The 11,761-nt window shown below is 64.8% G+C and carries 9 protein-coding genes and 1 pseudogene; 2 read left to right on the top strand and 8 right to left on the bottom strand.

The genetic code is table 11. The features are described 5' to 3' along the window. Positions 1 to 47: 47 nt before the first annotated feature. Positions 48 to 686 (bottom strand): RlmE family RNA methyltransferase, encoded by a 639-nt coding sequence (locus ACWPWO_RS04735; protein ID WP_454004784.1) that lies wholly within the window; start codon positions 684 to 686, stop codon positions 48 to 50. Between the two features lie 17 nt (positions 687 to 703). Between ACWPWO_RS04735 and ACWPWO_RS04730 the strand changes: the two genes are divergently transcribed. Then, a complete protein-coding gene (locus ACWPWO_RS04730; protein WP_454004782.1) occupies positions 704 to 1,291 on the top strand; it encodes a YhbY family RNA-binding protein in 588 nt (195 codons plus the stop codon). A 96-nt stretch (positions 1,292 to 1,387) separates the two neighbouring features. On the opposite strand, the gene greA is transcribed toward ACWPWO_RS04730, so the two are convergent. Further along, positions 1,388 to 1,864, bottom strand: a complete 477-nt coding sequence (gene greA, locus ACWPWO_RS04725; RefSeq protein WP_454004780.1) for a transcription elongation factor GreA — start codon at positions 1,862 to 1,864, stop codon at positions 1,388 to 1,390. A gap of 305 nt (positions 1,865 to 2,169) precedes the next feature. Continuing rightward, positions 2,170 to 3,495 carry a solute carrier family 23 protein gene (locus ACWPWO_RS04720; protein ID WP_454004778.1) on the bottom strand — a complete coding sequence of 442 codons (1,326 nt, stop codon included), beginning with the start codon at positions 3,493 to 3,495 and terminating at the stop codon, positions 2,170 to 2,172. A 283-nt stretch (positions 3,496 to 3,778) separates the two neighbouring features. Here ACWPWO_RS04720 and ACWPWO_RS04715 point away from each other — a divergent pair, with 283 nt between their 5' ends. Further along, positions 3,779 to 4,447 (top strand): histidine phosphatase family protein, encoded by a 669-nt coding sequence (locus ACWPWO_RS04715; protein ID WP_454004776.1) that lies wholly within the window; start codon positions 3,779 to 3,781, stop codon positions 4,445 to 4,447. A gap of 16 nt (positions 4,448 to 4,463) precedes the next feature. On the opposite strand, the gene ACWPWO_RS04710 is transcribed toward ACWPWO_RS04715, so the two are convergent. The 5 genes and pseudogenes from ACWPWO_RS04710 to carA form a co-directional block, all read right to left on the bottom strand. Next, positions 4,464 to 5,096, bottom strand: a complete 633-nt coding sequence (locus tag ACWPWO_RS04710) for a LysE/ArgO family amino acid transporter (protein ID WP_394064601.1) — start codon at positions 5,094 to 5,096, stop codon at positions 4,464 to 4,466. A 5-nt stretch (positions 5,097 to 5,101) separates the two neighbouring features. Beyond that, positions 5,102 to 5,872 carry an SDR family oxidoreductase gene (locus tag ACWPWO_RS04705; RefSeq protein WP_394064599.1) on the bottom strand — a complete coding sequence of 257 codons (771 nt, stop codon included), beginning with the start codon at positions 5,870 to 5,872 and terminating at the stop codon, positions 5,102 to 5,104. Between the two features lie 89 nt (positions 5,873 to 5,961). Beyond that, on the bottom strand, positions 5,962 to 6,858 hold the full coding sequence (lpxO, locus tag ACWPWO_RS04700; protein WP_454004773.1) for a lipid A hydroxylase LpxO: 897 nt from the start codon (positions 6,856 to 6,858) through the stop codon (positions 5,962 to 5,964). A gap of 318 nt (positions 6,859 to 7,176) precedes the next feature. Then, positions 7,177 to 10,419 (bottom strand): carbamoyl-phosphate synthase large subunit, encoded by a 3,243-nt coding sequence (gene carB / locus ACWPWO_RS04695; RefSeq protein ID WP_454004771.1) that lies wholly within the window; start codon positions 10,417 to 10,419, stop codon positions 7,177 to 7,179. 15 nt (positions 10,420 to 10,434) lie between these two features. Further along, positions 10,435 to 11,605 (bottom strand): annotated as a pseudogene (gene carA / locus ACWPWO_RS04690) (glutamine-hydrolyzing carbamoyl-phosphate synthase small subunit). Positions 11,606 to 11,761 lie beyond the last annotated feature (156 nt).

The raw sequence follows: 11,761 nt of genomic DNA, 5'->3' as shown, positions 1-11,761 counted from the left end.
CCATACTTAGTTCATTCTACCCGATCCCGAGACCGGCAAGTCATAAATTACCTGGCCTTCAGACCCCGGGCAACCAGAAAAGTCTCGGCGGATTTATCGCGCGACGCCTTGGGTTTGCGTTCCACCACTCTGACAAATTTCTGCTTGAAAGATTCGACGATCTGGGAAAAACCACTACCGTGGAACGCCTTGACGATGAGCGCGCCGTCCGCAGTGAGATGCTCCGTGGCGAATTCCAGCGCCAGATCGCACAGATGCTGGATGCGGGCCGAATCGGCCGAGGCCACACCAGACAAGTTGGGGGCCATGTCTGAAATTACAAGGTCCACGGGCGCCCCGTCCAGGCTGGCGTGCAGGCGCTCGAGCATTTCGTCCTCGCGAAAGTCCCCCTGCATGAACTCGACCCCTGCGATCGGCTCCATTTCCAGGATGTCCAGCGCGATGATGCGCCCGTCCAGCACCCCGCCGGGCCCCACCATGCGCTCGCGCACCAGTTGCGACCAGCTGCCCGGCGTGGAGCCCAGGTCCACGACCACCTTGCCCTTGACAGGAATCTTCTCCAGATCCAGGATTTCACTCAGTTTGAAGGCCGCGCGCGCGCGATACCCTTTTTGTTGCGCCAGTTTGACGTAGGGGTCATTTATATGCTGATGAACCCAATCTTTAGAGAATTTTTTCTTGGCCATTCCCGTACAATCTCTTTATGCCAAAACTCAACCTTACACCCCATGAGCGCAGCGATCTTCGTGCTGCTGCTCACGCCTTGCGCCCTGTCGTCCTGATCGGCGACAACGGCCTGACGCAGGCCGTGCTGAAGGAAATCAGCGTGCACCTCCAGGCCCATCAGCTCATCAAGATCCGTGTGGCCGGCGACGACCGCGAAGCTCGCCTGGAAATGCTCGAACGCATCTGCGACGCGCTGGACGCCGCCGCGGTCCATCACCTGGGCAAGATGCTGACCATCTACAAGCCCAATCCCGAACGCCCGTCCGTGTTCGGCGTTCCAGAAAAGCCCACTCGCGCCGTACGCAAGCCTTCCGAGCCCTATACCCCCAAGAAACTGGCGGCATCGGGCGTCAAGCGCACCCGCAGTTCGGAACGGGCCCGACGCGCCGAAATGAAATCGGAACGCAGCAGCACCCAGGAAAAGAAGTCGACCGCCGCTCCCCGCAGCGTGCAGAAATTCGCCGCGGTCAAGCCGGCGGCTCCTCGCAGCGCCACCCGTCGCCCGGGCAGCGCCATGTCCCTGAAGGCGGGCGCCCGTCGCGGACTGTCGTCCGGCAAGCGCTGACCGCCCGACTTCATAAATTATAAGGCCCCCGCAGAATGTGCAGGGGCCTTTCTTTTCGGGGCGCGCCCCGAAGGCGGCGGACAGGACCGCCGGGCATCAGATGTAGCTGATGCCGATGATCTCGTATTCGCGGATGCCGGCCGGCGCCTTGACTTCGAGCACGTCGCCTTCGGACTTGCCGATCAGGGCGCGCGCCACGGGGCTCGAGATGGAAATCTTGTTGGCGCGGATGTCGGCCTCGACGTCGCCCACGATCTGGTACGTGACCGTGTTGCCCGACTCCAGGTCCTCGATCTCGACCGTGGCGCCGAAAACGACGCGGCCGTCGGCCTGCAGCGTGGACGGCTCGATGATCTGGGCGTTGGACAAGGTGCCTTCCAGTTCGCTGATGCGGCCTTCGATGAAGCCCTGGCGCTCGCGGGCGGCGTCGTACTCGGCGTTCTCGGACAGGTCGCCCTGCGCGCGCGCCTCGGCGATGGCGTTGATGACGTCAGGACGTTCTACCGTCTTGAGGCGGTGTAATTCGACTTGCAAACGTTGGGCGCCCTGCGCAGTCAATGGAATCGCAGACATAATATTCCTGCTCAACAAGTAAAAGACGCTCCGCAGCGGGAGCGCCTGGAAGATAGGGAGAACCGGTGATAGGGGCGTATGCCCTGCTGCGCAGGCCAAGGCCTGCTTTCCGCCCCCGAAGGGCGTTCTTGCCTTGAGCGATCCGGTGTTCCGGCGGCCCCGCGGCAAAACAAGTCCCGCAAAGAACCGGGACTGTGAGGGCTATTGTCGGCAAACTGTCAGGAAATAGCAAGCCCCCGCGCATCGCGGGGTTTTGCCGAGTCCGTCACGGTCGGGCGGACCCGGTATGCGGCGCGCAGGCCGCCTCAGCCCGCTGCGGCGCGGCGGCCCCGCAACAGCGCATGCAGGATGATGGCGCCGAAGGTGGCGCAACCGATGCCGTCCAGGCGGATCACGCCAAATTGCAAGGAAAAGTTGCCGGCGCCCAGGATCAGGGTGACGGCGGCCACCAGCAGATTGCGGTTGTCGCTGAAGTCGACCTGGTTGACCACCCAGATGCGCGCGCCGGAGATGGCGATCAGGCCGAACACCACCACCGACATGCCGCCCAGCACGGGGCCGGGAATGGACTGTATGACGGCGCCGAACTTGGGCGAGAAGCCCAGAAAGATCGCGATCACGGCCGCGAAGGCGAAGACCAGCGTGGAATAGATGCGGGTGGCCGCCATCACGCCGATGTTCTCGGCATAGGTGGTGACGCCCGTGCCGCCCACGGCGCCCGAGACCATGGTGGCCACGCCGTCGCCCACGAAGGCCCGGCCCAGGTAGCCGTCCAGGTCCTGGCCCGTCATGGCGCTGACCGCCTTGATATGCCCCAGGTTCTCTGCAACCAGGATGATGGCCACGGGCACGATGACCGTCATGGCGTGAGCTTCGAAGACGGGCGAGGAAAAGGTGGGCAGGCCCAGCCAGGCCGCCTGCTCGATGGCGCTGAAATCGATGGGGGTGCCGTAACCCATGACGTTGGTGAACACCCAGTACAGCACGCAGGCCGCGATCAGGCCCACCAGGATCAACAGGCGTTGCGCCACGCCGCGCGTGTACACGGCGATGCCGCCCACGCACAGCACCGTCATCAGGGCCATCAGGGAATCGAACGTGCCCCCGCCCATGGCGCCCTTGGCGGCGATGGGCGCCAGGTTCAGGCCGATCACCGCCACGATGGCGCCGGTCACGACGGGCGGCATCCAGTGGTTGATCCAGCGCGCCGCCCCGCCCCGCGTGCGGGCGTTGAAGATCCAGACCAGCAGCCCGATCAAGGTATAGACCAGGCCGCAGACGATGATGGCGCCCAGCGCCACGCCGATGTTGGCGTTGGCGCCGCTGCCCGCGTAGCCCGTGACGGCGATCACCCCGCCGATGAAGGCAAAGCTCGAGCCCAGGTAGCTGGGCACGCGCCCGCCCACGAAGACGAAGAAGATCAGGGTGCCGATGCCGGACATCAGGATGGCCAGATTGGGATCGAAACCCATCAGCAAGGGGGCCAGGATGGTGGAGCCGAACATGGCCACCACGTGCTGCGCGCCCATGGCGATATTCTGCGGCGTGGCCAGACACTCGTCGGGCTGCACCACCGTACCCGGCTCGCTGCCGGACACGCGGCGCCAGCGCGGGAAGTAGGACTGAGACATAAAAGGAAATTCCAGAAAGGAAGAAAACGGGACGGACGAACCCGGGCGGCCTCCATGAGCCATCCCGGTCGGCGGATCAGGGCCGGTTCGTCGAGGCATAATTTTAGACATGAACGGCTGAGCTAGACAGCAAAAAACGCGGTGCGGCGCTTCTTTTGCCGCACATGCAGCGTCTGATGCAACACTGGCCGGTCCCGGCGGCTATATGCGGTATACGCATGCCCTTCTGGTTCCCCATGCCGCAAGCACTACAATGGAAGCAGCGCCGGCCCCGGCTGGCCCGATGCAACTCTTTCTCTTGATGACCCTGATCATGAACACGTCCATCTGCCTGATACGCCACGGCGAAACAGCCTGGAACGCGGTCCGCCGCCTGCAGGGCTGGCAGGACATAGAACTGAATGAAACGGGACTGCAGCAGGCCCACGCCCTGCAGCGCCACCTGAGTTCTCCCGCCTTCGACATGCGGGTCGACGCCGTATTCAGCAGCGACCTGCGCCGCGCATCGGAAACCGCGCGCCTGGCCTGCCGCCACTGGGACCTGCCCGTGCAGACGGATGCAGGGCTGCGCGAGCGCGGCTTCGGCGTGCTGGAAGGCCAGCCCTGGGACGCTGCGGGGCGCCACGGCCCCGACCAGCCCGGCAACACGGTGGACATAGACTACGCCGTGGAAGGCGGCGAGTCCCTGCGCCAGTTCCAGGCCCGCGTGCTGGGCTGCTTCGAGAAGCTGGCTGCCGGGCATCCCGGCAAGAACCTGCTGGTCTTCGCCCATGGCGGGGTCATCGACATGGTCTGGCGGCGCCTGAACGGCCAGGCGCTGAACGCCAAGCGCGCCCACGCCATCCTGAACACCAGCCTGAACTATTTCAGCATCGATCCGGCCCTGAACTGGACGACTCGGGCCTGGGGGCAGTTGCCCCATCTGGAACAGGCCCTGGACGAGGCGCCGTAGCGCGCCGTCCGGCGGCCTACAGTGAGCGCGCCAGGCCCACCGCCTGCCACAGCAGGGGAAAGGCGATGGACCACATGATCACCCCGATCAGCAGCTCCAGCATGCGCCAGGCGCGCGGCTGCCTGAACAGCGGCAGCAGCAGACGCGCACCGAAACCCACGCCGAAGAACCACAAGGCCGATGACAAGGCGGCGCCAAGCACGAACCAGGGTTTCTGCTCGGCCGAGAACGACGCGCCCAGGCCGCCTATGATCAGCAGCGTGTCCAGGTACACGCCCGGATTCAGGTAGGTGACGGCCAGGGTGGCCAGAATGGTGGCCCACAAGCCCGCCCCGCCCTGTCCGTCCAGCAATTCCAGACTGCTTTGCGAGCGCAGGGCGGAATGGAAGGATCGGGCACCGTAGGCCAGCAGAAACAGGGCCCCGCCCAGCGTCAGTGTCAGGGCCAGCCAGGGCCGCGCCGCGATGACCGCGCCGACCGCCATGACCCCCATGATGATGAACAGCAGGTCCGACAGGGCGCAGATCAGTACGACAGGCAGCACATGGCGGCGCAGCAGGCCCTGCTTGAGCACGAACGCATTCTGGGCGCCGATGGCCACGATCATGGCCAGGCTCAGCATGAAGCCTTTGAACAAAGGTTGCAGCATGGGAATCAGGAATCCTGGGGCTGGCGGGGCTTGCGCGGCGCATTGCGCGCCAGAAGGTCGTACAGCCAGTTGGGAAGCAGGCGCATCAGGCGCGAAACCACGCCCATGGGCCAAGGTATGACTCGATAGGATGCGCCGCGCGCGATGGCCTTGACGGCTCGCCGGGCAAAGGCGTCGGCCGGCATCAGGAACGGCATGGAATAGGGATTGCGGGCGGTCATGGCGGTGCGCACGTATCCCGGCGCGATGGTGACCACGCGTATGCCCTGCCCCGCCAGTTCCAGGCGCAGGCTTTCGCAATAGGCGATGACGGCCGCCTTGGAGGAGCTGTACGCTCCGGCGCCGGGCAGCCCGCGTATGCCGGCCACGCTGGCGATGCCCACCAGGGCGCCGCCGCCAGCCGCCTTCATGGGCGCGACGAATGGCTCGAAAGTGGCCACCATGGCCAGCAGATTGGTGTCCAGGATGGCCTTGAACACGGCGAAGTCCTCGCGCTCCTCGGTCAGGGTGCCGGCGCTGATGCCGGCGCTGGCGATCACCACGTCCACTTTTCGCCCACAGAAAGCCAGGAAATCGTCGGCCGCCTCATGCAGGGCATGGCGGTCGCGCACGTCCACGGCATAGACGCGATGCTCGCCGGGCAGGCTGTCCGCCAGGGCCTGGAGCTCGTCCAGGCGGCGCCCCAGCAGGCCGAGGCGCGCGCCCTGCGCAGCGTACTCCCGGGCCAGGGCGCGCCCCAGTCCGCTGCTGGCGCCGGTGATGAAGACCGACAACATGGCTCAACGCTCCCGCAAACCGGTGCGCGGACGGGGAAGCCGGCGCAGAGACGCCCGGCCGACGGCGAGGCCTGCGTGCATAAGCATGATCACAGGAAGATCAGGGCCAGAATGCCCAGCACCAGCGCCCATTTGAGCACGTAGTACAGGGTCTCGTTCTTCTTCTTGATGGCCTTGCCGAAGCGGCGCACCGCGTAGACGGCGCCGAAGATGCGGTTGATGCCGCCGGTGCGGTCGCCTTCCTGGTTGGGCGCCGCCGCGGCGCGCAGCAGGAACCCGCCCACGGCGTGGTTGACGGCCTGCGCCCAGCGATAGCGCATGGGGCGCTCCACGTCCGCGAACAGGATGATGCGGTTCTGGTCGGACTTGTTCTCCGCATAATGGATGAACGTCTCGTCGAACACGACGGCCTGGCCGTCGCGCCAGTAGTAGGACTGGCCGTCCACATTGATGTAGCAGTCCGGACTGTTGGGCGTCATCAGGCCCATGTGGAAACGCAGCGAGCCGGCATAGGGATCGCGGTGGCGCGGCAGGCGGCTGCCCGGCGGCAGCGAGGCGAACATGGCCGCCTTGATGGATGGAATGTCCTTGAGCAGGCTGGTGGTGACCGGGCACAGTTCGCGCGCCGACGGATGGTCCGCGTCATACCACTTCAGGTAGAAGCGCTTCCAGCCGGTCTTGAAGAAGGAATTGAAACCGGCGTCATTGTATTTGTCCGAGGCCTTGATGTGGCCGTCGCCGTACAGACGCTCGGCTTCGGCGCGGATCTCGTCGCAGCGCTCCAGCAACACCTTCAGTTCCGGGAAGTTCTCCAGGTCCAGGTAGGGCTTGTTGGGCACGGCCGAGAAGGCGTACATGAAGCAGTTGAGCGGCGCCGTGAAGGTGGAGTGATCCAGCACCTGGCGGGAAAAGCGATGCCGCACCCGACCCCTGAAATGCACGACCAGCGTGCATGCGATGAACAAGGCAAGAATGAACCACTTCACGACATGATCTCCATAATAAGCCCCCACGCTGCGCAGGCTGATGCCTGCTTGCTGCCCCCCGAGGGGGGCGATTTTTGCCTTGGGCGGTCCGGCGTTCCGGCGGCCCGGCGGCAAAAAAGCCCCCACGCTGCGCAGGCCGATGCCTGCTTGCTGTCCGCCTCGCGGCAGGCAGGCCGCTCGGATTCGCCAGGCATAGTACAGTCCGCAGGGACTGTACTATGTCCGGGCTCATCCCCCAAGGGGGCTTTGTTCCTTGGGGCGGCCCGGCGGCAAAAAAAAGGGCGCACCTGCGGGTGCGCCCTTCCGGCCTGATGCGCCTTAGTGTTCAGCGAGCGAAGCGTGCAGCTCCTGGACCGCGTAAACCTTCAGGCCATCGCCATGGCGCAGATACTGCAGGCCTTGGACCGCCGCCACCGCACCGGCAATGGTGGTGTAGTAGGCAAGATTAGCAGCCAGGGCGTGAGTACGGATTGTACGCGAATCGGCAATCGCGTTGCGGCGCTCTTCGACCGTGTTGATGACCAGGGCGACTTCGCCGTTCTTGATCATGTCCACGATGTGCGGGCGACCTTCGGTGACCTTGTTGACCACCTGCACGGGCAGGCCTGCCTGCTCGATGGCGGCGGCCGTGCCGCGCGTGGCGACCACCTTGAAGCCCAGCGACACCAGGCCGCGAGCCACTTCGACCGCCTGCGGCTTGTCCTGGGCGCGCACGCTGATGAAGGCCAGGCCGCTGTCGGGCAGGCGCACGCTGGCGGCCATCTGCGACTTCACGAAGGCCTCGGCGAAGGAAGCGCCCACGCCCATGACTTCGCCGGTGGACTTCATTTCAGGCCCCAGGATGGTATCCACGCCGGGGAACTTCACGAAGGGGAACACGGCTTCCTTGACGCAGTAGTAAGGCGGCGTGACTTCTTCGGTGACGCCTTGCTGGGCCAGGGTCTCGCCGGCCATCACGCGCGCGGCGATCTTGGCCAGCTGCAGGCCGGTGGCCTTGGACACGAAGGGCACGGTACGCGAGGCGCGCGGATTGACTTCCAGCACGTAGACCTCGCCGTCCTGGATGGCGAACTGCACGTTCATCAGCCCCTTGACGTTCAAGGCCTTGGCCATGAGGGCCGTCTGGCGCTTGATTTCGGCCACGGTCTCGTCGCTGAGCGAATAGGGAGGCAGGCTGCAGGCGGAATCGCCCGAGTGCACGCCGGCCTGCTCGATGTGCTGCATCACGCCGCCCACGAACACGCGCTCGCCGTCGGCCAGGCAGTCCACGTCCACTTCGGTGGCGTTGTTCAGGAAGTGGTCCAGCAGCACGGGAGAGTCATTGCTGACCTTCACGGCTTCGCGCATGTAGCGCTCCAGGTCCTGCTGCTCGTGCACGATCTCCATGGCGCGGCCGCCCAGCACGTAGCTGGGGCGCACCACCAGCGGATAGCCGATCTCGGCGGCCAGGGCGATGGCCTCGCCTTCCGTGCGTGCGGTGCGGTTCGGCGGCTGGCGCAGGCCCAGCTTGGTCAGCAGCTTCTGGAAGCGTTCGCGGTCTTCGGCCACGTCGATGGACTCGGGGCTGGTGCCGATGATGGGCACGCCGTTGGCCTCCAGGGCGCGGGCCAGCTTCAGGGGCGTCTGGCCGCCGTACTGCACGATGGTGCCGACGGGTTTTTCGGTGTGCACGATCTCCAGCACGTCTTCCAGCGTCAGGGGCTCGAAGTACAGGCGGTCGGACGTGTCGTAGTCGGTGGACACGGTCTCGGGATTGCAGTTGACCATGATGGTTTCATAGCCATCCTCGCGCAGCGCCAGGGCGGCGTGCACGCAGCAGTAGTCGAACTCGATGCCCTGGCCGATTCGGTTGGGGCCGCCGCCCAGGACAATGATCTTCTTCTTGTCGGTGGGGTTGGATTCGCACTCTTCCTCGTAGGTGGAGTACATGTAGGCGGTGTTCGTGGCGAATTCGGCCGCGCAGGTGTCCACGCGCTTGTACACGGGGCGCACGTTGAGCTGGTGGCGCAGCTTGCGCACTTCGGATTCCACCGTGTCCAGCAGGAAGGCCAGGCGGCGGTCGGAGAAGCCGCGGCGCTTCAGGCCGAACAGGGTGTCGCGATCCAGATCGGCCAGCGTCTTCTGTTCCAGGGCCAGCTCGATGTCCACGATTTCCTTGATCTGGGCCAGGAACCAGGGGTCGATCTTGGTCAAGCTGTGCACTTCGTCCAGGGAAAAGCCCTGGGCGAAGGCGTCGCCCACATACCAGATGCGCTCGGGGCCGGGCTCGCCCAGCTCGACCTGCAGTTTTTCGCGGTCGGTGGTCTTCTGGTTCAGGCCGTCCACGCCCACTTCCAGGCCGCGCAGGGCTTTCTGGAAGGATTCCTGGAAGGTGCGGCCGATGGCCATGACTTCGCCCACGGACTTCATCTGGGTGGTCAGGCGGGAGTCGGCCTGGGGGAATTTCTCGAAGGCGAAACGGGGCACCTTGGTGACCACGTAGTCGATGGTGGGCTCGAACGAGGCCGGGGTCGCGCCGCCGGTGATCTCGTTGCGCAGCTCGTCCAGGGTGTAGCCCACGGCCAGGCGCGCGGCGACCTTGGCGATGGGGAAGCCCGTGGCCTTGGAAGCCAGCGCCGAGGAACGGGAGACGCGCGGATTCATCTCGATGACGATCATGCGGCCGTTGTCGGGATTGACGGCGAACTGCACGTACGAGCCGCCGGTGTCCACGCCGATCTCGCGCAGCACGGCGATCGAGGCGTTGCGCATGATCTGGTATTCGCGGTCGGTCAGCGTCTGGGCGGGAGCCACGGCGATGGAGTCGCCCGTGTGCACGCCCATGGGGTCCAGGTTCTCGATGGAGCACACGATGATGCAGTTGTCGGCGCGGTCGCGCACCACTTCCATCTCGAATTCCTTCCAGCCCAGCAGGGATTCCTCGATCAGCAGTTCGCTGGTGGGCGAGGCTTCCAGGCCGCGACGGCAGATGGTCTCGATTTCTTCGGGGTTGTAGGCGATGCCGCCGCCCGTGCCGCCCAGCGTGAAGCTGGGGCGGATCACGACGGGAAAGCCGGAGGTGCCGATTTCCTCGGCGATGCGCTTTTGCACCGCCCAGGCTTCATCCATGCTGTGGGCCACGCCGGACTTGGCGGACTCCAGGCCGATGGAGGTCATGGCGTCCTTGAACTTCAGGCGGTCCTCGGCTTTCTCGATGGCTGCGGCGTTGGCGCCGATCAGCTCGACGCCGAATTTATCCAGCACGCCGTGCTTGGCCAGATCCAGGGCGCAGTTCAGCGCGGTCTGGCCGCCCATGGTGGGCAGCAGCGCGTCAGGACGCTCTTTTTCGATGATTTTTTCGACCGCCTGCCAGGTGATGGGCTCGATGTAGGTGACATCGGCCGTGTCGGGGTCGGTCATGATGGTGGCCGGATTGCTGTTGACCAGCACGGTCCGGTAGCCTTCCGCTTTCAGGGCCTTGCACGCCTGGGCACCGGAATAGTCGAATTCGCAGGCCTGACCGATGATGATCGGGCCCGCGCCAATGATGAGAATACTTTTTATGTCTGAACGCTTTGGCATGGTGCGATAGTGATCTTACGCGGCTTTTTCGGCCTGGTGGGCAGCCATCAGGCTGATGAATTTGTCGAACAGCGAGGCGATATCGCGCGGTCCGGGCGTGGCTTCAGGGTGACCCTGGAAGCAGAACGCGGGGCGATCCGTCAGCTCGAAGCCCTGCAGGCTCTGGTCGAACAAGGAGATGTGCGTGACCTTGGCGTTGGCCGGCAGCGTATCGGCGTCCACCGCGAAACCGTGGTTCTGGCTGGTGATGAACACGCGGCCGCTGGACAGTTCCTGCACGGGGTGGTTGGCGCCGTGATGGCCGTTCTTCATCTTGAGGGTCTTGGCGCCCACGGCCAGGCCCAGGATCTGGTGGCCCAGGCAGATGCCGGAGACGGGCAGCTTGCGCTCGGGCAGGCCGCGGCAGGCGTTCGATGGCGTAGTCGCAGGGCTCCGGATCGCCGGGGCCGTTGGACAGGAACACGCCGTCGGGCTGGTAGGCCAGCACGTCGGCCAGCGGCGTCTGGGCGGGCACCACGGTGACTTTGCAGCCGCGGTCGGCCATCAGGCGCAGGATGTTGGCCTTCCCGCCGAACACGTAGGCCACCCCGCGGAAGCGGCCGGCTTCCGGCTGGGTGAAGCCCTGCCCCCGCCCCCAGGAGCCTTCGGTCCAGTCGCGGCGCTCGGTGGTGGACACGACCTTGGACAGGTCATGGCCCTGCATGCCCTTGAAGGAGCGGGCCAGCTCCAGCGCGCGCTCGGCGTCCTCGCCCACCATGATGCAGGCGCCCAGGGAGCCTTTCTCGCGCAGGATGCGGGTCAGTTTGCGGGTATCGACGCCGGAGATGGCGACCACGCCCTGCGACTTCAGGTAGTCGGGCAGGGACTGGGTGGAGCGGAAGTTGGACAGGCGGGAAGGACAGTCGCGAACCACGAGCCCGGCAGCATGGGCCTTGGTGGATTCGGAGTCCTCCGGGTTGGCACCGGTATTACCGATGTGCGGATAGGTAAGCGTAACAATTTGCCCGCTGTAGCTTGGGTCGGTCAGGATTTCCTGATAACCCGTCATGGCCGTATTGAAAACGATTTCAGCAACGCAGTGCCCCTCGGCACCGATTGACACCCCTTTGAATAGGGTTCCATCCGCCAGGGCTAGGATAGCACTAGTGATAGTGCGGGACTCCTCAGGAAATAAAGACGGCAGCACGTTAAAAAACCCCGGTTCTGAAATTGACATTAAACCTTCTGATTATATGCCGAATCCCCCTTCTTCCGAAAGTTAATCGGGAAAAACACTGAAAAAAGCGCGTTTCGCCACAAAATCGTCTACAGTGGCCGATTGGCTTGATGGCTTTAAGATGGA

The organism is Alcaligenes sp. Marseille-Q7550, from assembly GCF_965112015.1.
This window is presented reverse-complemented; position numbering and strand designations above follow the sequence as displayed.

Bases quoted from the DNA above. Each gene is read 5' to 3' on its own strand.
- ACWPWO_RS04735 (WP_454004784.1), bottom strand. From the start codon at position 686: ATGGCCAAGAAAAAATTCTCTAAAGATTGGGTTCATCAGCATATAAAT.
- ACWPWO_RS04730 (WP_454004782.1), top strand. From the start codon at position 704: ATGCCAAAACTCAACCTTACACCCCATGAGCGCAGCGATCTTCGTGCT.
- greA (WP_454004780.1), bottom strand. From the start codon at position 1,864: ATGTCTGCGATTCCATTGACTGCGCAGGGCGCCCAACGTTTGCAAGTC.
- ACWPWO_RS04720 (WP_454004778.1), bottom strand. From the start codon at position 3,495: ATGTCTCAGTCCTACTTCCCGCGCTGGCGCCGCGTGTCCGGCAGCGAG.
- ACWPWO_RS04715 (WP_454004776.1), top strand. From the start codon at position 3,779: ATGCAACTCTTTCTCTTGATGACCCTGATCATGAACACGTCCATCTGC.
- ACWPWO_RS04710 (WP_394064601.1), bottom strand. From the start codon at position 5,096: ATGCTGCAACCTTTGTTCAAAGGCTTCATGCTGAGCCTGGCCATGATC.
- ACWPWO_RS04705 (WP_394064599.1), bottom strand. From the start codon at position 5,872: ATGTTGTCGGTCTTCATCACCGGCGCCAGCAGCGGACTGGGGCGCGCC.
- carB (WP_454004771.1), bottom strand. From the start codon at position 10,419: ATGCCAAAGCGTTCAGACATAAAAAGTATTCTCATCATTGGCGCGGGC.